The following is a 22,354-nucleotide window of genomic DNA, read 5'->3' as shown; positions in this document are numbered from 1 at the left end:
GGTGGGGAGGGAATAAGGATGAAAAACGGCGCTCGTTTCAAAGCTGTGGTGGCTGCGGCACTACTCGGATTACTGTTGCTCAGTGGGTGCACCCCCAAAGGGGGGGAGCAGACAATTGAGATCAGACTAGGCGAGGTAGCCCGTACGGTCTTTTATGCGCCGCAGTATGTAGCCTTGAGCCAGGGAATGTTTGCTCAGGAGGGACTGGATGTCCAATTGGCAACGATTCCCGGGGGGGACAAGGCGATGACGGCGTTGTTGTCCAACCAGGCGGATATCGCGCTCATCGGCGCGGAAACATCTATTTATGTGTATCAGCAAGGAGCAGAGGACCCTATCATTAATTTTGCCCAACTGACACAGAAGGATGGAACCTTTTTGTTTGCCCGTCAAACGCAGGATAACTTTGCATGGAAAAAGCTGAAAGGACAAAATTTTTTGGGGCAACGCAAGGGCGGAATGCCACAAATGTCACTTGAATTTACGCTTCGCAAACACGGCATTGATCCTCATAAGGATCTGAAGCTGATTCAAAATATTGATTTTGCTAATGTTGCCTCTGCTTTCGGCTCGGGTACAGGGGATTATGTACAGCTATTTGAGCCACAGGCATCTATTTTTGAAAAGGCAGGTCGTGGGCGGGTAGTTGCCTCTATCGGTGTGGAGAGCGGCGAATTGCCGTATACGGTATATATGGCTAAGCAAAGCTACCTGAAGGCAAATAGCGAGGCTGCACAGAAATTTACAAATTCTGTATATCGGGCACAACAGTGGATTGCTACGCATTCACCTGAACAGATTGCCGAAGCAATCACGCCCTATTTTAAAGATACAGATTTAGCTATTTTGACAAGTAGTATCAAGCGATATAAGGAACAGAGCACCTATGCTTTGAACCCGATGATTGAGGAAAAGGAATGGAAGAACTTACAGGATGTCATGACCTCGGCAGGGGAGCTTAAAAATCCAGTTGCACTGGATAAGCTAGTGAACCCAAGTTTTGCACAACAAGCGATTTCGTCAAACTCTATCGGGAAAACTGAACCGCCTGTGAAAAAGAGCACAACTGAATCTACGGATGCAGGTGTCGATGCTGGAGGTACGTCATGATGGAGGAACGGAGTGATCTAACTTCGGACGCGACAAGCCCGATGGTGAGACTGGAGCAAGTGACGCATGTCTATGTAACGGATCGTGAAGCTTCGCTGGCGGTTGAGAATATTGATTTTTCCATAGAGACAGGGGAGTTTGTCAGCTTGGTCGGCCCAAGCGGCTGCGGCAAAACGACGATCCTGTCCATGATCGCAGGGCTACTGCGTCCAGCGGCAGGCCAAGTCATGTTGCAAGGTCAGCCGGTAAGTGGGCCGAGTCCAGAAGTCGGTTACATGCTGCAGCAGGATTATCTGTTCCCGTGGCGGACGATCATGGAGAACGCATTGTTGGGTCTGGAACTAGCCAACAGAGTAGATGAAGCTGCACGTGAGCAGACAAGGCTGTTACTGGAAGGCATGGGTCTGGGAGGGAAGGAGCATCTGCATCCATCCCAGTTGTCTGGGGGAATGCGCCAGCGCGTGGCGCTGGTACGGACGCTGGCGACCAATCCGGGATTGCTGCTGCTGGATGAGCCGTTCTCCGCGCTGGATTATCAAACCAAGCTACAGCTGGAAGATCTGATTGCGGAAACCTTGCGCGAGCGGAGGAAGACGGCTATTTTAGTCACACATGATTTGGCCGAAGCCATTGCGGTCAGTGACCGGATTATAGTGATGGGTCGAAATCCTGGTCATGTCCGACGTACCTTCGAGATTCCGGGTTGCATCCGAGAAGCTCAGCCTTTTTATGCACGCGAGCAGCCGGGTTTTAATGAGCTTTTTCATGAAATATGGGGTGAACTGGAGGCTTCGGGAGCAAAGGAGTGAGTTAACGTATGAAGGACGAAGCGGATCAGCTTGAGCAACGTTGGATTCAAGGACTACATCAGGCGTATTTACGCAGCAGGCGTTCGCAACGATGGTTAGTGACAGGGGTACAGACAGCTATTTTACTGCTTTTGTTTGTATTATGGGAAATTGCAGGTCGATTGAAGTGGATTGATGTACTGTTGTTCAGCTATCCGAGCAAAATTTTCACCCAGATCGGTAAGGATGCGGTCAGTGGTGAATTATGGGGACATGTAGGTGTCACCGTGGGAGAGACGATGGCGGGGTTTTTACTCGGTACACTGTTAGGTACGTTGCTGGCTGTACTTATTTGGTGGTCACCGTTTTTGTCGAGGGTGCTTGACCCCTATATGGTCGTGTTCAACAGTATGCCTAAGGTGGCGCTAGGTCCAATTTTTATCGTTATGTTTGGGGCGGGATTTACTGCTATTCTAATGACAACCCTCTCCATTACGGTCATCATTACGACACTAGTCGTATACAACAGCTTTCAGGAAGTCGATTCGAATCTAATCAAAGTGGTTCGCACGTTTGGCGGATCACGCCGTGATACGTTTCAAAAGGTGATTTTGCCTGCATCCTTTCCTGCAATTGTCTCTACACTGAAAGTGAATGTGGGTATGGCATGGGTTGGCGTGATTGTTGGTGAATTTCTGGTGGCTAAAAACGGCTTAGGCTATTTGATTATCTATGGTTTTCAGGTATTCAATTTCACGCTGGTTATGTCCAGTTTGTTGATCATTGCTGTCGTAGCTACTCTGATGTATCAGGCGGTCGTGTATGTGGAGCATCGCCTGCTTTCGGGTCGTCCTCATCGGTAATAATAAAAGTTCTGAACATTTGTGTAAAACGTGAAAATAAAGTACCATGAAAAATGAAAATACTTAAAATTTATGAAAATGCTAAAACAGATTTCATCCAGAGAGGACAGAATTTTTTCATGGGCTTTCGTACGATTAAAACGGCTATTGCCGCATTAATGGCCGTACTTATTGCGGAGGGTTTTGGCATTCATGGTGCTACCTCAGCAGGGCTTTTAGCGATTTTGGGGGTGGATGTCACACGCAAGAGAAGTCTCCGTACTATTTCGGCGAGATTTTTTGCATCCGTCGTGGGGCTTCTTTTTGCTTGTGTTTTGTTTGTAGTATTCGGATTCCATGATTGGGTACTGGCATTATATATTTTAACGGCGTTTCCAGTCATTGTACGGGTGGGCTTTAAAGAAGGGATTGTCACCGGTTCGGTCGTGGTTTTTCGCGTATTCAGCGGCGGCGTGATTGATATGGAGGTACTGCTGACCCAGCTAGGTCTGCTAGTGATTGGACTGGGTTCCGCAATGATTGTCAATTTAGCCTATATGCCGGGTTCTGATAATACCATGCAACAAATTCGGCAGGAGGTAGATCGGACATTTTCTGTTATATTCAGAAATATGGCCAATACGCTGCGTAGTCCAGCATACATATGGGATGGCAAGGAAGTTATTGAAGCGAACAGCGTGATAGCCAAAGGGGTCACTGAGGCGGGGCGTTCCTTGGAAAATCAGATGCTTCGTCCCCAAGAGGGCTGGAATGTGTATTTTTATATGCGAAAAGAACAGCTGGATTCGATCCAAAACATGATGCAGTTGATCGCACAAATGTATCAGCATATGCCGCAGGCCAAGCTTCTGGCTGAGCTGTTCGACCAGCTTAGCAATGACGTTTTGGCTGGACATTATACGGGACAGACCGAGAAGCTGCTGGAGCAGGTTCGTGAAGAATTTAAAGCCATGGAGCTTCCCGCAACCCGGGAGGAATTTGAGATTCGTTCGGCATTATTACAGCTTACACATGAGCTTCATCAGTATTTGAAAATTGCGAAAAAGGACAAGGCCCCTACTCCAGTAAGAAATTAGAGTAAAGGCCTTGAGCGGCTACTATCCATGACGGACAGTAGCCTTTTCTTGTTCAGTGTCGGTAGAAGCCGGATGGTTTAAAGTCCGTTTGTGCCGAATTCGGTCTGTGATCCATAAGACAGCGGTGATCAGGCAAGGATACAGCATAGCCCATCCGACAAAGGGGAAAACGACCGCTGTAGAGATAAACGATATCCAACTAATGGCAACGCCCCAGCGACTACCACGTAGAAGTTTAATTCCTGCTGCGCAACCGCCGAGATAGGTCAGAATAAAGGTGGCGTTCGGGAACTGGATCAGGTTAGTGAGTGAAACAGTACCACTACCGTACAACACCATAATGATCACGAAGCAGACGCTAAGAAAAGCAATGCCTCCGATAGGGGTGTGGAATCGTTGGGATAACATGCCCATCCAGCGAAAGGCCTGTCCTTGCCGGGATAAAGCATAAGCGACACGTGAAGCGGCACCCACATAAGCAATAATAGTAGCGGTACAAATAAAGATACCCGTCAAGCCTGCAATTATCGCGCCCCATGGCCCAATAGCCCGGCTAATCACCCATACGAGCGAAGCATCCGAACCCCCTGCAAGGTAACTTTGTGTGCCCACAGTAGCCAGCGCTGTTAAGAAATAAAGCAAACCAACAATGACGGCTGCAATGGTCACACCTCTAACGGCCGCCCGCCGGGGATTAGTGAATTCCTCTGACATATGGGACACGGCCTCCCAACCGATAAAGCACCAAAACAGAATCGCGGCCGCTTGACCGACGGAGAGCCAGCCATGTGGAGCAAACGGGGTGAAGTGGATTGTTTTCATCTGAGGAAGTGCTGCGGCAATGGCGAATATAAGGACAGCAACGATAGCTATGACGACTGCGATCTGAATACGTCCCGCGACCTTCATGCCGATCCAATTGATGATCAGGCCCACCGCCAGCATAGCAGCGGCTAACATCATGCGGCTTTCCTCTCCCCAGCCCATGGCTGCGGTCATATAGCCGGCTCCGGTGAGTGCGGCAACAGGAGCCCCAATCGGAACTGACATGAGAAAAAACCACCCGATATAAGCACCGGCACGTGGTGAAAAGGCCAACGTGACAAAATGCGATACTCCACCCGCATTCGGGAATTTGGCGGATAGAAGACCCATAGAAAGTGCCATTGGCAAGATGAGCAGGGTCATAAAACCCCATGCCAGCAGCGATGCCGGTCCCGCCATTTGGGCGGCAAGACCAGGCACAATCAATATTCCCGAACCCAGTACAGCTCCGATATAGAGTGCAATGGCCTGTGGAAGACCAATGGTGGATTGAAGTTTACTTTCACTTGTCATGCAGAAAAGCCTTCTTTCTATTGTTATTTTCTCCAGCTTATCAGATAATCAATCTATCGGAAAAACGGAATATAACGATTGCTTGCATCGAAAAAAACGATTGAAGGAGCGGATTATGGAATCGCGGCATTTGTTTACCTTTTTAAATGTAGTTGAGGCAGGCAGTTTTACGCGAGCAGCGCGTATACTGGATTATGCACAGTCGAGTATCACTGCTCAAATTCAAACGCTGGAGACTGAGTTGGGTACGCCGCTTTTTGATCGCATTGGCAAGAAAATCATGCTGACGGATGCCGGGCGACGTCTGCTGCCCTATGCGCAGGAAATTTCCAAGATGCATGCTATGGCTAAGGATGCGCTTCGTTCAGAAACGGAATTGGCAGGCACGCTGAAAATAGGAGCACCAGAGTCTCTGGCCGCTTTTCGTCTACCGAGTTTGATCCGTGAGTACAGGGAGCGGTATCCGAAGGTTAAAATTGTCCTCAAACCCGGCGAATGCTGGGAATTACGCGATTTGATCCGTTCCGGTGAGCTGGATTTGGCTTTTTTGCTTCAGCCCGAGACAGAGGATAGAGAACTGAATGTCACCACGCTTATTCACGAGCCGATGGCCTTGGTTGCGCCACTCGAGCATTCGCTGGTTACCTATACCCAGGTAGAGCCTGCCGACTTGAAGGATGAAACCATTTTGCATACAGAGGCAGGATGTACGTACCGTATCCTTTTTGAGCAGTATCTGAATAAACACGGTATTTTTTCAGACCCTAGCCTGGAATTTTGGAGTATTGAAGCCATCAAGCAGTGTGTCATGGCTGGGCTGGGTATTGCGTTGCTCCCGCTAGTAACGGTACAAAATGAGCTGCGAGAAGGTAAAATGGCGCGTTTAGCCTGGGATGACAGTGAACAGCAGGTGGCTACTCAGGTCGCTTATCACACGAAAAAGTGGAAATCCCCGGCTCTTAGCGAATTTTTACAGATCGTTGAGCAGCATGTAACACATTGGCGTGCATGAGTTCAAGCCATCACGGCATATGCTTATACAAATAATATTTTTTCCTTTTCGCCTATTCACTCAACATTCGCCCACAACCTGCATACATATGTATGGAATGATTGATTGTATGGAGGAGGTTCAAGAATGGCATTAAGTCATAAAAATCGTAGAGAGATTATTACCAAAGCGATCTGTGGTAAAGGTCGCAGATTCTCTACCGTAACCCATACCGTAACTCCGCCGAATAATCCGACGAGCATTTTAGGGGCATGGATTATTAACCACCAGTATGAAGCTGTGGCGGCGGGGGACGGCATTGAGGTCGTCGGGACGTATGATATCAATATTTGGTACTCATACGATAAAAACTCGCAGACCGATGTTGCCAAGGAAACGGTGTCGTACGTAGAAAATGTGCCGCTCTCGTATCTTGATCCGAAGCACCGGGCGTCTACAGTGGAAGTATCCGCCGAAGCTACACAGGAGCCGAGTTGCGTCGAGGCCAGTGTGTCTTCTGGAGGTGGCAGCGTAATGATCCGGGTCGAGCGGGAATTTGCGGTGGAGCTGGTGGCGGAAACGAAGATTGTTGTAGAAGTATTCCCGAATGGCAGCAGCGATGATTTTGACAAAGACTTTGATTTTGGAGCGGAAGAGGGGGACTATGAGGAGCTCGACCCCGACCTCATTGACGACGAGCTCTGACAGAAGCAACCAAAAAGAGGGCCGCTTTACTCTTGCGCCGGCTGATTCTGCGCAGGGGGCAAAGGCCCTCCTTTTTTGTTGTTGCGGGTTGAAATTGGATTGAAATCCGTACGTAGTTCGTAGGGGGGATATAATGCAGCAGCCAGGACAGGCGCTCATACGCTTCAGGCAGATGCCAAATGATGAAAAAAAGCGTAGACTGGAGCGTTCAGGCATAGCGGTGCAGTGGATGGATAGCAGTATAGCAGATTTTGCGATAGGCTACGCGGTGCAAATCCATCAACTGCGAGTGTTGGAGATTCGTAGGCGTGCCATCGAAGGCCCTTCCAAAGTCCGCGCATACGATCTGTCTGAACTGGATCAACATTCACCGCTCTATGTCCGGATGGAGCGGCTAGCTGTACGTGCGTTGTATACACTGGGTTTGGACAGTGGTGAGGTGATACTGACGCCGCTGGGGGAGCGCAGCTGTCAGGTGCGTGAAGTCTCGGCACAGCCATGGTTGAACGATAGACGTTTGGCCGCGCTATATGAAATTGCTGCGCGCGAAGGGGATGTTGAGGGTGAGAATCTTTCAGCGCAACGAGGGAGAGATCGACTACTCATCGGAATGGACCCTGAATTTGTGCTGATTCGTATGCCAGAGGGACGGGTCGTGCCGGCCTCAAGATATTTGGGTCGTCTCGGCATAGCCGGCTGCGATGCTGTTACGCGTCGAGGACGAACGCTGTATCCAGTCGCTGAGCTTCGTCCAGCGCCGAGTGGAGATCCGGACCGTCTGCTGAAGCACCTGCGTCAAGCTTTTGCAACCGCAGCCCGGCGCATTACCGACCGCACACTCATCTGGCAGGCGGGGGGGATGCCGCAACCGGGTTTTCCACTGGGCGGACATCTGCATTTCAGCGGGGTTGCGCTAAACGGTGCCTTGCTCCGGGCACTGGATAACTATTTGGCACTGCCTTTGGCGCTACTGGAAGACAAGCGTGCGGCCCGGCGCAGACCGCATTATGGCAATTTGGGTGATTTTCGACGTCAGTCGTATGGAGGCTTTGAATATCGTACACTGCCCAGTTTTCTTATCTCGCCACAGCTAGCTAAAGGGGTGATTGGTATGGCGTTTCTCATTGCTACTCAATATCCGCGTTTGCAACGTAGGCCGCTGGGTGAAGAGGAGGCTCACAGAGCCTTTTATGAAGGAAATCAATTTGTGCTTAAGGAGTATATGGAACCTCTTATTTTGGATATGGTTTCACTGGAAATATACTCGCAATATGAAGCTTATGTAGCGCCATTGCTGGACAGCCTCCGCAAGGGGAAGCAGTGGGATGAATCACGGGATTTGCGCCCCTTTTGGAAGCTTACGTAAAATCAAGTGTCGACACCAGGAATGGTTTCATGTTATCGACTGTCATTTTTGATATAATGAGAGATAATTATAAGTTTAAACGGAACAAAGTGTGGGGGTTAGTAAACGGTATGTCTAAATATACACCGATGATTGAGCAGTATTTATCCATAAAAGAGCAGGCTAAAGATGCATTTTTGTTTTTCCGTCTGGGAGATTTTTACGAGATGTTTTTCGATGATGCAATTCTTGCATCCAAGGAGCTGGAAATTACACTTACGGGTCGTGAGGGTGGCGCCACGGAAAAAATTCCGATGTGCGGCGTGCCTTATCATTCAGCGGAAAATTACATACAGCGCCTCATTGAGAAAGGTTATAAAGTGGCCATCTGTGAGCAAATGGAGGAAGCCTCAGCTACGAAGGGGATGGTGCGGCGGGATATTGTCCGCGTTGTGACCCCGGGTACAGTAATGGAAGGCAAGGTGCTGGGTGATAAATCCAACAACTACATGGTATGTGTCACAGAGACGGACGGGATGCTGGCTCTTGCGGCGTGCGACTTGTCAACAGGTGAATTGTATGTGACCTCTGTGCCTGATTCGAAAGAATGGCTACTAGATGAAATAAACATTTATGAGCCGTCCGAAATGTTGGGGGATGGTCATCTGCTTGATTTTGTGGCTTCCCGTATGTCCCCCGTTGGACGGCGTGTTGTGTATACGGCCTGGGACAAATCCAAGGATGATTTGGTTCGGGATCAATTTGGCGAAGCCACGTGGGCAAGGCTTACGGAGGAACGCAGACGGTGCGTATCACGCTTGATTTCCTATTTGAATGAAACGCAAAAAAGATCGTTAGGCCAATTGACCCAAATCTCCGTATATGAGCCAAACCATTTTATGATTCTGGATCCATTTACCCGCAGGAATCTGGAACTGGTGGAGACAGTACGTGAACGCTCCAAGAAAGGCTCGCTGCTGTGGCTGTTGGATCGCACAGAGACTTCCATGGGAGCGCGTCTGTTGCGTCGTTGGATCGACAAACCGTTGTTGAGCAGCAGTCTTATTGAGGAACGCTTGGAAGCAGTGGACAAGCTGTACCACCAGTTTATTTTCCGAGAGGATGTACGTGCTCAGCTTAAAGAGATTTACGATCTGGAGCGTCTGGTTGGGCGGATCGCCTTTGGCAGTGCTAATGCACGTGATCTGATCGCTCTCAAGCTGTCGTTGGCCCGAATTCCTTCTTTACGCGAATTGTGTGCTGAATCTCCTTCGAAGACGCTGAGACGGATTGCACAAACGTTGGATAGCTGTACAGACCTGTGTACATTGATTGAGGAAGCGGTGGCTGATGAACCGCCGATTTCCGTAAGGGATGGAGGTCTTATTAAGGAAGGCTACCATCAGCGTCTGGACGAACTGCGGGAGGCGAGTGTCAACGGTAAGCGTTGGATCGCTGAGCTAGAGGCCAAGGAACGTGCAGCAACCGGCATTCGATCACTTAAAATTGGATATAACAAAGTATTTGGTTATTATATCGAGGTGACCAAATCCAATTTGGCTTCATTACCAGAAGGTCGATATGAACGCAAACAGACGTTGGCGAATGCGGAACGGTATATTACACCGGAGTTGAAGGAAAAGGAATCTCTAATTCTGGAAGCCGAGGATAAAATGGTTGATCTGGAGTACACACTTTTCTCTGAGCTTCGCAGTAAACTAAACGCTGAAATTCCCCGTTTGCAAAAGCTGGCAGAGCAAGTGGCTGAAATTGACGTGTATCAGTCGCTGGCATCGGTTAGCGCGGAACGGGGATTCGTGAAACCTGAGCTGACTACAGGATATGATTTCGTAGTGGAGCAAGGTCGTCATCCCGTGGTGGAGGCCGTAATGAAAGATGGCGGTTTTATCGCCAACAGCACGGTGTTGGAGGAAGCGGATGCGCATATTCTACTTATCACCGGGCCGAACATGGCTGGGAAAAGTACGTATATGCGTCAGGTCGCACTTATTGCAATTATGGCTCAAATTGGCTGTTTTGTCCCTGCTGCACGTGCCAAGGTGCCGATGCTGGATCGCATTTTCACACGGATCGGCGCAGCGGATGATCTCATTGGCGGGCAGAGTACGTTTATGGTCGAAATGGCAGATATCCAAGTAATGACGGACAAGGCAACTCCGCGAAGCTTGATCATTATTGATGAACTGGGACGAGGTACGTCTACCAGTGAAGGAATGGCAATTGCACAGGCAGTCATCGAATTTGTCCATGACACGATCGGCTGTAAGGCACTGGTATCCACGCATTTCCATGAGCTGGCGCATTTGGAGCAAGGCCTGTCTTCGCTGCGAAATTACTCTATGGCCGTGCAGGAAAGCGGCGACAAGGTGAATTTCCTGCGCAAGCTCATACCGGGAGCGGCTAGCAGTAGCTATGGTATTTATTGTGCTCGGCTTGCAGGCTTGCCCAATAACATTATTGAGCGAGCGAATGGACTGCTGAATGGTTTTGAACAGGCAGCGGCTCAAGTAACGGCAGGTACCGAGATAGTAGTAGGAGGGAAGGAAGGGACTGATCTTCGTACAGTTTCAGGGACAGAGGATATTTCTTCTTTTACCGAATATAATTCAGGCCAGACATTGCGAGAAAGCGGAGAAACTGCATCATCAGCTCAGTCTTTATCACAGCAGGCGACCCTGGTAAAAGAAGATACTCTACAGACTGTGGAGGATTCCAGCAGGTTGGAGCAAGGAGCAACCGAAGTAGTACAGCTGTCCATTTTTGGAGAGCAGGAGCTTGCCACCTCCAAGCCCCACGCAGAGACAGTAGAGACGAATCCAATTGTGCGCCAAATTTTGCGCAAGGTGAAGAATGCTGATGTCATGAATATGACTCCTTTACAGGCAATGCAGCTATTAAATGATCTTAAAAATAAGGCCAATGGCCTGTAGTTAAAATAAGTGACATTATTCTTATTTTTCATCACACTTTGAAGTCAGGAGGAGGTTAAAAGGATGTCTAAAATTCGGGTACTGGATGAACATATTGCGAACCAGATTGCTGCCGGTGAGGTCGTGGAGCGTCCAGCCTCCGTCGTGAAGGAACTGGTGGAAAATGCGATTGATGCAGGCGGTACGCGGGTGGACGTATGGGTAGAAGAGGGCGGCTTGCAAAGTATCCGGGTGACGGATAATGGAAGTGGCATTGAGCCTGAAGACGTGGAAACGGCATTCTATCGGCACGCGACAAGTAAAATTGGACATGGTCGCGACCTGTTTCAGATCACAAGTCTCGGCTTCCGGGGAGAGGCGTTGCCAAGTATTGCGGCAGTATCGAAAGTAGAGTTGCTTACAGCAGCCGGAGATGACGGGCGTGCCCGTAAATTAGTGATTGAAGGCGGTAAGCTGTTGCTTCACGAGGATGCTGCTAGTAGGCAAGGGACGGATTTTACCGTACGGGAGCTGTTTTATAATACACCTGCAAGGCTGAAATATATGAAAACAATCCAGACCGAGCTGGGACACATTTCGGATGTATTGTACCGAATGGCGCTTTCGCACCCGGAAGTGGCATTCACATTGCGGCATAATGGCAATACATTGCTGCAAACGCTGGGCAATGGTGATTTGCTGCAGGTGATTGCCGCTATTTACGGAACTTCTGCGGCGAAATCCATGCTGCTGCTAGAAGGAGAGAGCCTGGATTACCGAATTAGTGGCTATGTCAGTCGCCCAGAGTGGACGAGATCAAATCGCAATGCGATCTCGACGGTAGTGAACGGACGTTTTGTACGAAGCTACGGGCTTAATCAGGCGTTGCTCAAGGCGTATCATACCTTGTTGCCGATCAATCGTTTTCCGCTGGCTGTGATCCAACTGGAAATGCATCCTTCTCTGGTGGATGTTAACGTTCATCCTGCCAAGCTGGAGGTAAGGTTCAGTAAAGAAGCTGAACTGTTTCAGCTGGTTGAAGATTCGGTAAAAGCTGTCTTAGGGCAGCAAGTGCTGATTCCGAAGGCAGTCAAGCGCGAGATCGGTGGCAAGGACAGTGGCTCGTTTGTGCAGGAGCAGTTTCACTTCTCGAAGGGAAATGGTGCGGAAGGGGATGCTCCTTCCGGCAAAGACCGGGGGGGAGCATCCCCTTCCGTGACTTCGCCGGAGAGCCAGGAATCGCGCCAATCCAATTACTTGAACAGGAACGAAGAGAATAACAGGGGCAGCCAGGAGCGTGAGCAACGTCCGAGCAGGGATAGTCTCTCAGCCGTTGGACGGGCAAACAATCTTTCAGGTAAAAGTATTAATGATGATGAACTGGATGCAGATTTTGTGGAAGAAAACAACGGGAGTGAAGTTAAAGGGGAAGTGCCGCTTCCTGATGGGGCGAACGTACAGTCGTCCGAAGGACATAATGCCGCAATAGGCACAACTACCTTATACAGCGGAGGGATACAGGAAACAGCTGCTTCTGCTGCTTACCCATCTTCTATGCCGCCGATTGCAGGACAAGCTACGGATTCCCGTCATTTCGCGAATCAGAAGCCGCGCCAGCAACGTCTGGATGCGGAGCAATTGGCAGCGGTGTCGGGAGAAGTTCCAGAGCTGCCTACTTTTCCTGAACTGAATTTAATCGGTCAGCACCATGGGACATATCTGATTGCGCAGAACGACCTGGGCTTGTATTTAATTGATCAACATGCCGCACATGAACGAGTCAATTATGAATTTTATTATGAAAAATTCGGCAATCCCGAGTCAGTATCGCAGGAGCTGCTACTGCCAATTACACTGGATTTTACGCCTTCCGAAACGGAAAAGTTGAAAACAAGGCTGCACTGGTTTGAACAGGCGGGGGTGTATCTGGAGCATTTTGGCGGTCAAACCTTCCGTGTCAGCTCTTACCCGTACTGGCTTCCCCAAGGGGAAGAAGCGGATGTCATTGAGGAAATGGCCGGATGGGTGCTGGAGGAAAGAGCCATTGATCTTGCTAAGCTGCGGGAAGCAGCCTCAATCATGTGCTCCTGCCGGGCTTCGATTAAAGCAAACCAGAAGCTGACTGATCGGCAGGCTATTGTGCTGCTAGAGCGTTTGGCAGCGTGCAAACAACCTTATACTTGCCCTCATGGGCGACCTATTGTGGTTTCCTTTTCCACATATGATTTAGAGAAGCTGTTTAAAAGAGTAATGTAAGGGAGTATATATATGTTGCAGGATCGGGAAAACCGTGAAGAAGAGCAGTCGAGCCTACGGGAAAAGCAAGTCGAATTACTCGTCACGACAGGGGATTCCCCCTCGGCTGAGGTTGTGGAGCGAGCGAAGTTGCTTGCAGCCGAGTTAGGGGCGCTGTATGCCCCTCGTCGTGGCATATCGGTAGCTAAGCTAATTGCGGCTCACAGAGCCCGTCAAGCGTTGGTTCTGGTGCAGGGCGGAGTAAGGCTGATTAGCCCAGAACAACCACCGATGGCTTTTCACCCCAGTATGGGCTTCATTCGCGCCAAACGGGTATTAAAGGGTGAACCTGACCCGATGTTGACGGCTGCCCGGATCGTTCCGGGTGATACCGTGCTGGATTGCACTGCAGGACTTGGTACGGATTCTCTTCTATTTTCAATTGGAACGGGAAGCTCTGGACAAGTCACGGCTGTGGAGAGTTCTTTCCCCGTCTACGCTTTAATCAAGGATGGAATGAGGCATTACCGTTCCGGCAACGCTGAAGTAGATAAAGCCTTTTCCAACATTGACGTTCGTTTTGGTTATCATTTGGACTATTTGCGTAGTTTGCCGGATCGCAGTATAGATATTATTTATTTTGACCCTATGTTTCGTGATCCGTTGCTCGATTCCAGCGCAATTGGTCCATTGAGAGGGTTGGCAAATCCAGACGCGTTGAGTGAGGAAAGTATTGTTCATGCGAAACGGATTGCACGAAAAACAATTGTATTAAAAGAAAAACGGGGTAGCGGGGAATTTGCCCGCCTCGGCTTCCGTGTAGAGCAGCGGGGCACAACGAAAACAGTGTACGGAGTGATCGATATTGACAGTGGCACCTAAGCCTAAACTACTCGTTCTTGTTGGCCCGACTGCGGTTGGCAAGACGAAACTAAGCATTGAGATGGCTCGACAATTTGACGCGGAAATTATTTCCGGGGATTCCATGCAGGTATACCGTCATATGGACGTTGGAACTGCCAAAATTTCCGAACAGGAAATGGAAGGAATCAAGCACCATTTAATTGATATTCATGAGCCTGAATACCCATATTCAGTAGCCCAATTTCAGGAGGACTGTCGTCGTCTCATACCTGATATTCAATCTAGAGGAAAGCTACCGTTTATCGTAGGCGGAACAGGTTTATATGTAGAATCAGTCTGCTATGAATACCAGTTTTCCGAGGTAGGGGCTGACGAAGCTTTTCGTCAGGAGCAGCTGGACTATGCCGAACAGTTTGGAGCTGACGCGCTTCATGCGCGACTACAGGCGGTTGATCCCGAAAGTGCACTTCGTTTGCATCCTAATGATCGTCGTCGTGTCGTTCGGGCACTGGAAATTTACCATGTTAGCGGAACGACACTTAGCTCTCAACTTGCCAGTCAAAAAAAGGAATCTCCCTACCAACTCTGCATCGTAGGTTTGACAATGGATAGGCAAATGCTATATAAACGTATTGAAGACCGAATTGACGGGATGCTCGATCAAGGGCTTGTTGCTGAGGTAACCTCCTTAATGGAACGGGGAGTGCGAAGCGATGCCATCTCCATGCAAGGTCTAGGCTATAAAGAGATATCCTCCTACCTGCGGGGAGAGGTGTCTTTGGAAGAGGCGGTGACTTGGCTAAAACGGGATACGCGTCATTTTGCGAAGCGACAGCTCTCGTGGTTTCGCCATATGAAGGATATCCAGTGGGTAGATGTCACTGATTTCGGAAATTTTTCTGCTCATGCAGCCCAAATACACGAAATTATAGCAGGAAAGTTCCGGACAGACCTTGAATATACTTCAAAACAATCCAAATGATTATTGGGGGTACGGCTAAAATGAACAAGTCCATTAATATCCAAGATACGTTTCTGAATCAATTGCGCAAGGATTCTATACCTGTAACGGTATACCTCATCAATGGATTTCAGGTGCGAGGGACGATTAAAGCTTTTGACAATTTTACGATTGTGATCGACTCGGATGGAAAGCAGCAGCTGATTTACAAGCATGCCATCTCCACCTTTACACCGCAACGCAATGTATCGCTTGTACAGCAACAGGATAGCGCTAGCGATAACTGATTACGGCTTGACGGTCGTCCGGGTTCATGAAACTTTTCAGGCGTCCGTCTCGTCTAACTGTATAGGAATGTGACCGGGAGCAACCTGATCAGGGTTGTTCTTTTCATTCCGTTTACTTTCAAGCTGCCGACAGCAAGCTTTAAGCTTATGTTAGGTACCATATGATTATTCGCGAAAGGGAGTCAGGGGAATGCCAAACGATTCATTGTCCAGATCCGGCAATCGCAATAGAAACACATCTAAAGAGAAGCCGAAGGGCAAGAAAAAGAAAATTACAGGTAAGCGAATTGGATGGACGCTGTTTATTACCGCGGCGGTAGCTATATTTTGCGCACTTGGTGGCTATTTATTTGTCATGGTAAATGGCGAAAAAATTTACGATGCGAACAAGGACAAAATCACAGTGAATGAGACATCAAAGGTTTATGACCGCAACGGTGTGCTCATGGGTGAGTTGTCTGTGCAAAAAAGTGATCCTGTCAAAAGTGAAGAAATACCAGACTTGCTCAAAAAAGCTTTTATTGCAACCGAGGATAAGCGTTTTATGGAACATCAAGGAGTTGATATTTGGTCTATCGGCCGGGCAGCCGTTAAGGATATCGTGGCCCGTTCGGCAGTGGAGGGCGGCAGTACGCTAACTCAGCAGCTGGCCAAAAACTTGTTTTTGACACGCGACAAAACCTTTTTCCGTAAAGCGACAGAGGTGTCCATCGCAATGGCGCTGGAGCGGAGGTTGACTAAAGATGAAATTATTACTCTCTACTTAAATCGGATTTGGTTTGGACGCTCCTATTCTGGAATTAAGGCAGCGTCGGAAGGTTATTTTGGGCAAACCAACTTAAAAGAATTAAAATTGTGGCAAATTGCTACACTGGCAGCTATTCCGAAAGGACCATCCAAGTATAATCCGATCAGTAACCCGGAGAACTCGAAGGCACGACGTGCGGTGGTTCTCCAGCTGATGTTTGAGCAGGGGATGATTGGAAAGCAAGAGATGGAAGAGGCCAAGGCTGTAAATTACAATTACAAACAACCAGAAAAAGTTCAAAAGTATCAAAATTTTATGGAATACGTCATGGATGAGGCAGAGGATGCACTGCCAGGAGTTAGCGGCAATGATCTGATTATTGGCGGTTACAAAATTCATACCACAATGGATGCCCAGGCTCAAAATGCGCTGGATCAGGCGATGGCAGATGATGACATGTTCGAAAAAAGTCCTGACGATCAGCCAGTTCAAGCTTCGATGGTCATTATTAACAACCAGACAGGTGGAATTGCCGCTATGGCACCCGGACGGGATTACAAAAAGGGAACCTTCAATCGTGCGACACAGAGCCGCAGACAGCCAGGATCGGCCTTCAAGCCGATTGTAGCCTATGCGCCAGCTCTCGAATCCGGTAAATTTACGATGGATACTCCTTTGAGTAACGAACGCCAGAGCTTTAACGGATACAGTCCGAAAAACTTGCATGGTTACTCGTCGACCATCAGCATGCTCGACGCGATTACGAAGTCTGAAAATATTCCGCCTGTATGGTTGCTGAACCAAATCGGTGTGGAAAAAGGGGTTCAATTTGCCGAGAGCGTAGGCATTCCGATGGACAAAAACGATCACTCACTTGCTATCGCATTGGGTGGATTAAGCAAAGGGACGAATACCCTTGAAATGGCGCAGGCGTACAGCTCATTTGCCAATAAAGGACAATTCCAAAAGGCTTATTCTATTAAGCAAATTAACAATAGTGATGATCAAGTAGTTTATACTCATGAAGAGGAAACTAAATCTGTAATGAGTGAAAAAACGGCTTATGAAATGACAAAAATGATGCAAAATGTAGTCAATAGCGGCACAGGTCGCAAAGCACGCATTGACTGGCCTGTAGCCGGTAAAACGGGTACGACCCAAAGTGGAATTAGCGGTAATAGTGGTAACCGGGACATCTGGTTTGTCGGTTATACGCCAGAATATACCGGAGCAGTATGGATGGGTTATGATAAGCCGGACAGTAAACATATGCTCAGAAACTATAGTGGGCAGTCGGCAGCCTTTTTCGGAAGGGTCATGGGTGAAGCTCTCAAGGGGCATCCGGTTACGCAATTCAGCGAGCCGAAGGGATATGAACCACCAGTTGAGCAGAAGCCAGAAGAGCCGGTTCAGGCTACCGCTCCAAGCGGACTGAGCGGGTCTTATAGTCAGGACACCCAAATTGTATCGTTGTCCTGGAATGCGGCAGAGGGAGACAATGTACAATACCGTGTTTATCGTAAAGAGTCTTCCGAAGGAAGCTTCAGGACGATTATGGAGGCGATGAGAGGCACGAGTGGCGAAGATACGTCTCCTGTAGCTGGAAAAACGTATCAATACTATGTCGTAGCTTATGGAACGGATGGTAAAGAATCCGCAGCTTCGAATACGATTAGTGTAGAAATTCCGACAGAGACTACTCCGATAGATCCGCAGCTAGGAAATGATCCTAATCAGGATGGAACTGTACCGGATAATGGCGAGAATATAGATGGTCAGGACGGCACAGACCAGGGGAATACGACTCCTGGAGGTACTGATAACGGTACTGGTTCTGACCAAGTACCAACGTCTCCTGGAGGTAACAATGGAAATGGTACTGGAGGCACAGGCAACAGTAACGACAATTTTGGGAACGGAAACGATACAAATACGGGGAATGGTCAGACGACTACGCCGGATTCAGGTATAACTGATGAAAATACTATGACCAATCCAGAAAATACAGATGCATCTACCACAGGTGCTATTATGGATGGAAGTCAGGAAAGCAAATCCAACGGTCATTCAAACTCCAATCGTGGACGTCACAACCGGGATTAGCAAATATGTTTTATGTAAGATGATATTGGCTTCAAATCAAAGGTATTTTCGGACTGTTTTGACAGTCTGAAAATACCTTTTTTGCTGTAATACAGGGGTTCTTTTTGAGTGTACAGTTTAAATATGGTAAGCTGGTTTTACCAATGTTGGAGAGGAACATCATTTATGAAGCGCAAATTCGGAGACCGGGCCAACTGGCGCAGAATCACCAATCGCAAGTTTGCTTGCCGGTATGTAGAAAGTGACGCGTTTACAGGATATATGACCCTGTATACCATTTTGAGTCTCAAGGAGCCGTTATGGAAGAGTTACGGTGGTCATACGTTTTGCATAGCCGATAAAGGATATTCCTGGCTGCAATATTATCCAAAAGGTGAGCACTATGTGGTGACTGCTATGTTTGACAATCGGGAGCAAATCGTTGAATGGTATATTGATACCTGCCGAAATCAGGGTGTGACTGATCAAGGAGTCCCTTGGTTTGACGATCTGTATTTGGATGTTGTGGTGCTTAAAAACGGTGAAATCTTCCTGGTGGATGAGGATGAATTGGAGGAGGCATTACAACGGGGGCATATCTCAACGCAAGAGGCAGAATTGGCTAACCGTACAGCGGCTGATGTGTTACATCAGATAGATGCCCACGTGTTCCCTTATTTTAAAATGTCGCTGAAACACCGATCAGAATGGTTTCACAACGGTGATTTCAAGAGAGAACGGTGAAAGTTTTGCAGTGGATTAAAGACATCGGGCCCCAACGCCCTGAGTTGAAAAGCAGGCAGAGTCGCCTTAAGAAAATATCTATGGTAACCAAGCGTCTTGTACTTTCTTTGATAATTTTCATTTTGATCGGATTGGTATGGGCAGGAATCCGAGTGTGGAACATGAATACGGCCGCCTCTACCACTCCGCTCCAGCAAGTGCAAATTGGTATCGTATTAGGTGCTTCTATGTGGGGGGCTGAGCCCAGTCCTGGATTGAAGGAAAGGCTGGAAGAAGCCTTGCGCTTATACCGCAACGGGACGGTACAGCATCTAATTGTAAGTGGTGGACTGGATAAACCCGATTTTCCGTATACGGAGGCTGAGGGCATGCAACGCTATTTGGTAGATAGAGGGGTCCCTGTACAGCATATTGTGTTGGAAAACCATGCGACCAGTACTTACGAAAATCTGCTCTATAGCCAGCGCATTATGAAGGAATATGGATGGACCTCTACCGTGATCATCACACATAGCTATCATGGCCCTCGGGCGATGGAGATTGCTCAATTCTTAAAGTTTGATCATCCTCAGATGGCTCTGACGGAATCTAAAGTGCTGAATATGCCAATTCATCAATCAAGAGAAGTATTGGCATACGCTAAATGGACGCTGCAACGGTGGTGGATCAGCGCTCAAACTTGGGTTGCCTGAATTAAAGAAAAGGCTTTGTGCACGTTCCCGTTGCTTTTATGCTAATAAGGACATGCCAGACCGAATACATTAATAGGGTAAGCTGTGCCTGAAGAAATGTTGAGGTGATGGATGCATGAACGGACGGGGAATCGCCGCGGGCAAGCGGTCGGAGGAGAGACCTTCCAGACAAATTAATGTCGTGCTGCGTAGCCCGGAGCCGATAGCTTCGGTGACTGTGGACGAGACGGAAGTAGTGGCTTCAACCAAGTCACAGGCGCTACCGCAGTATCTCAGTCTTTATCAGGAAATTCAGAAAGAACTCGATCATCTCGTCGGCTTGGATAACATCAAAGACCTGGTATTTGAGGTATATGCCTTTTTGCAGATCGCCCATATGCGCACGGATGCAGGACTGTTGAGCAATGCCCACGTGTATCACATGATTTTTAAAGGAAATCCAGGTACAGGGAAAACGACAGTGGCCCGCATTATCGCTAAAATGCTGCAAAAAATGGGGGTACTGAGCAAAGGTCATCTGATTGAGGTGGAGAGGGCTGATCTGGTCGGTGAGTATATTGGCCACACGGCGCAAAAAACGCGAGATCTGGTAAAGAAATCTCTTGGCGGCGTGTTGTTCATTGATGAGGCTTACAGTTTGGCACGCGGAGGGGAAAAGGATTTTGGAAAAGAAGCGATTGATACCTTGGTAAAGTCCATGGAAGATCAAAAAAATCAATTTATTTTGATTCTCGCTGGATACTCGGGGGAAATGGACTTTTTTTTACGAACGAATCCTGGTCTTCCTTCTCGCTTTCCAATCCAGTTGGATTTTCCTGATTATACTGTGGATCAGCTCATCCAAATTTCCGAGATGATGGCCAAGGAGCGGGATTATATTCTCATGCCTCAGTCCATAATTAAAATGAAGGAGCATTTGCTAAACGAGCGTAATGACAGTCTTCATGCATTTAGTAATGCACGCTATGTTCGTAATGTGATTGAAAAAGCGATTCGGCACCAAGCTGTCAGGTTGCTTAATCAGTACAGGAGCGGGCAACCCGGCAAACAGGAATTGATGACGCTGCGTCCAGAGGATTTGAAAATGGATAAAAGATAGGCGATAATAGGAATCTGAATCACATCGAATGCTATGACATCGAACGGGGGCCGGCCTGAACATCAGGTCGGTCTCTGTTCGAGAGTTGACATGAAAATAAAGGAGCAAACAATATGGCGAACTCCACTCATGATACACAAACCGAAATGCAGGACAAGGCGGTTCTGGTCAGTCTGATTACGGATGAAGTCAAACGATCTGGCATTAATACGGAATACTCGTTGGATGAGCTGGTGAAACTGGCTGAGACAGCGGGAGTTGAGGTACTGAGCGTCCTGACACAGAATAAGGAAGCCAAGGACTCAAAATGGTTTATTGGTAAAGGAAAAGTAGAGGAATTGCGTGCAGTTGCTGAAGAATTGGGAGCGAATACAGCTATTTTTGATCAGGAGCTCTCGGGGGCCCAAGTACGGAATCTGGAAGAAAGTCTGGATCTCAAAATTATTGACCGTACACAGTTGATTCTGGACATTTTTGCTCAACGTGCAAAAACCCGGGAAGGTATTATTCAGGTTGAACTGGCACAGTTGTCATATTTACTCCCCCGATTGTCTGGACATGGCAAAAACCTCTCGCGTCTTGGCGGCGGAATCGGAACACGTGGTCCTGGTGAAAGCAAGCTGGAGACAGACCGTCGCCATATTCGTGACCGAATCAGTGATCTGAAACGCCAACTGGAGGAAGTGACCCGTCACCGGTATTTGCACAGGGAGCGCAGACAAAAGAGCGGTATTGTTCAGGTTGCACTTGTTGGCTATACCAATGCGGGCAAATCGACGCTGTTGAAGCAACTGACAGCAGCCGATGTATATATTGAGAACCAACTGTTTGCGACGCTGGATCCTACCTCCAGAACAATGGAACTTCCGAGTGGAAAAGAAGTTATTCTTACGGATACGGTCGGTTTTATTCAAAATCTTCCTCATGATTTGGTGGCTTCCTTCCGGGCTACTTTGGAGGAGGCGAATGAGGCACATCTCATTTTGCATGTCGTGGATGCGTCTTCGGATATGCGAGACGAACAGATGAAAGTTGTAGAGACGATCTTACAGCAGCTAGGGGCTGCGGACAAGCCTCAGATCGTATTATTTAACAAAAAAGATGCCTGTACCCCTGAGCAACTCGAAATGCTTCCTTCCGGGGAGGGTTATTTGAAAATCAGCGCTTTTGATGAAGGGGATTTGCTGGGCATTCGTGAACTGATTCAAGAGCATCTGAGTGGTGATACGCTGAGATTTCGCATTCCTGCGGAACGTGGAGATTTAACATCGGTGCTTTATCGAATTGGAGATGTACTACTGACAGAGTATGATGGCAATGATGTCATTTATGAAGTTGAAATTCAAAGAGGCGAGTACGAAAAGTATGGTCATGCGCTCAGCGAGTTCACAGAAGGTTAACATCTAATGATGTTTTTGGGTCAATAAAATGATAATGCTCATCGTTCAAAGTGAACAATAATATAACATGAATAGCCTAAGGCTGCGTAAGAGAGA

18 protein-coding genes are annotated in these 22,354 nt (G+C 48.1%); 17 read left to right on the top strand and 1 reads right to left on the bottom strand.

All coding sequences use genetic code 11. The features are described from left to right. Positions 1 to 18 precede the first annotated feature (18 nt). The 4 genes from G9G53_RS08280 (at position 19) to G9G53_RS08265 (ending at position 3,837) form a co-directional block, all read left to right on the top strand. Positions 19 to 1,110, top strand: a complete 1,092-nt coding sequence (locus G9G53_RS08280; RefSeq protein ID WP_165146803.1) for an ABC transporter substrate-binding protein — start codon at positions 19 to 21, stop codon at positions 1,108 to 1,110. Then, positions 1,107 to 1,919, top strand: a complete 813-nt coding sequence (locus G9G53_RS08275; RefSeq protein ID WP_165146800.1) for an ABC transporter ATP-binding protein — start codon at positions 1,107 to 1,109, stop codon at positions 1,917 to 1,919. The genes G9G53_RS08280 and G9G53_RS08275 overlap by 4 nt, the downstream gene beginning before the upstream one ends. A gap of 8 nt (positions 1,920 to 1,927) precedes the next feature. Then, positions 1,928 to 2,761: an ABC transporter permease gene (locus tag G9G53_RS08270; RefSeq protein ID WP_013310592.1), complete on the top strand. Its 834-nt coding sequence runs from the start codon at positions 1,928 to 1,930 to the stop codon at positions 2,759 to 2,761. 119 nt (positions 2,762 to 2,880) lie between these two features. Beyond that, positions 2,881 to 3,837, top strand: a complete 957-nt coding sequence (locus G9G53_RS08265; protein ID WP_029518125.1) for an aromatic acid exporter family protein — start codon at positions 2,881 to 2,883, stop codon at positions 3,835 to 3,837. A gap of 21 nt (positions 3,838 to 3,858) precedes the next feature. Here the strand turns inward: G9G53_RS08265 and G9G53_RS08260 are convergent, their stop codons facing one another. Next, positions 3,859 to 5,175: an amino acid permease gene (locus tag G9G53_RS08260; RefSeq protein WP_029518124.1), complete on the bottom strand. Its 1,317-nt coding sequence runs from the start codon at positions 5,173 to 5,175 to the stop codon at positions 3,859 to 3,861. Between the two features lie 115 nt (positions 5,176 to 5,290). On the opposite strand from G9G53_RS08260, the gene G9G53_RS08255 reads away from it, so the two are divergent. The 13 genes from G9G53_RS08255 (at position 5,291) to hflX (ending at position 22,258) form a co-directional block, all read left to right on the top strand. Next, complete coding sequence (locus G9G53_RS08255) at positions 5,291 to 6,187, top strand: LysR family transcriptional regulator (protein WP_029518123.1); 897 nt, start codon at positions 5,291 to 5,293, stop codon at positions 6,185 to 6,187. Positions 6,188 to 6,313: 126 nt separating this feature from the next. Continuing rightward, positions 6,314 to 6,871: an outer spore coat protein CotE gene (locus G9G53_RS08250; RefSeq protein WP_013310588.1), complete on the top strand. Its 558-nt coding sequence runs from the start codon at positions 6,314 to 6,316 to the stop codon at positions 6,869 to 6,871. 133 nt (positions 6,872 to 7,004) lie between these two features. After that, a complete protein-coding gene (locus tag G9G53_RS08245; RefSeq protein WP_185156335.1) occupies positions 7,005 to 8,237 on the top strand; it encodes a putative amidoligase domain-containing protein in 1,233 nt (410 codons plus the stop codon). Between the two features lie 110 nt (positions 8,238 to 8,347). After that, positions 8,348 to 11,167: a DNA mismatch repair protein MutS gene (gene mutS, locus G9G53_RS08240; protein WP_165146797.1), complete on the top strand. Its 2,820-nt coding sequence runs from the start codon at positions 8,348 to 8,350 to the stop codon at positions 11,165 to 11,167. 63 nt (positions 11,168 to 11,230) lie between these two features. After that, a complete protein-coding gene (gene mutL / locus G9G53_RS08235) occupies positions 11,231 to 13,402 on the top strand; it encodes a DNA mismatch repair endonuclease MutL (RefSeq protein WP_165146794.1) in 2,172 nt (723 codons plus the stop codon). Between the two features lie 12 nt (positions 13,403 to 13,414). Continuing rightward, positions 13,415 to 14,263: a class I SAM-dependent methyltransferase gene (locus G9G53_RS08230; protein ID WP_165146791.1), complete on the top strand. Its 849-nt coding sequence runs from the start codon at positions 13,415 to 13,417 to the stop codon at positions 14,261 to 14,263. Continuing rightward, positions 14,247 to 15,227, top strand: coding sequence for a tRNA (adenosine(37)-N6)-dimethylallyltransferase MiaA (gene miaA / locus G9G53_RS08225; protein WP_069010611.1), 981 nt, complete (start codon positions 14,247 to 14,249; stop codon positions 15,225 to 15,227). Before G9G53_RS08230 ends, miaA begins: the two co-directional genes overlap by 17 nt. 20 nt (positions 15,228 to 15,247) lie before the next feature. Next, positions 15,248 to 15,493, top strand: coding sequence for an RNA chaperone Hfq (gene hfq, locus G9G53_RS08220; protein WP_029518117.1), 246 nt, complete (start codon positions 15,248 to 15,250; stop codon positions 15,491 to 15,493). A 190-nt stretch (positions 15,494 to 15,683) separates the two neighbouring features. Next, on the top strand, positions 15,684 to 18,344 hold the full coding sequence (locus G9G53_RS08215) for a PBP1A family penicillin-binding protein (RefSeq protein WP_165146788.1): 2,661 nt from the start codon (positions 15,684 to 15,686) through the stop codon (positions 18,342 to 18,344). Positions 18,345 to 18,509: 165 nt separating this feature from the next. Beyond that, positions 18,510 to 19,067: a DUF402 domain-containing protein gene (locus tag G9G53_RS08210; RefSeq protein WP_069010609.1), complete on the top strand. Its 558-nt coding sequence runs from the start codon at positions 18,510 to 18,512 to the stop codon at positions 19,065 to 19,067. Beyond that, positions 19,064 to 19,759, top strand: coding sequence for a YdcF family protein (locus G9G53_RS08205; protein WP_029518114.1), 696 nt, complete (start codon positions 19,064 to 19,066; stop codon positions 19,757 to 19,759). The genes G9G53_RS08210 and G9G53_RS08205 overlap by 4 nt, the downstream gene beginning before the upstream one ends. Before the next feature lie 115 nt (positions 19,760 to 19,874). Further along, complete coding sequence (locus G9G53_RS08200; RefSeq protein WP_039271232.1) at positions 19,875 to 20,858, top strand: AAA family ATPase; 984 nt, start codon at positions 19,875 to 19,877, stop codon at positions 20,856 to 20,858. 113 nt (positions 20,859 to 20,971) lie between these two features. Beyond that, the gene (gene hflX / locus G9G53_RS08195; protein WP_029517891.1) at positions 20,972 to 22,258 is read left to right on the top strand and encodes a GTPase HflX; all 1,287 of its coding nucleotides are present in this window, start codon (positions 20,972 to 20,974) and stop codon (positions 22,256 to 22,258) included. The last annotated feature ends 96 nt before the right edge of the window (positions 22,259 to 22,354 follow it).

The organism is Paenibacillus sp. EKM206P (assembly GCF_011066155.1).
GTDB classification, from domain to species: Bacteria; Bacillota; Bacilli; order Paenibacillales; family Paenibacillaceae; genus Paenibacillus; species Paenibacillus polymyxa_D.
This window is presented reverse-complemented; position numbering and strand designations above follow the sequence as displayed.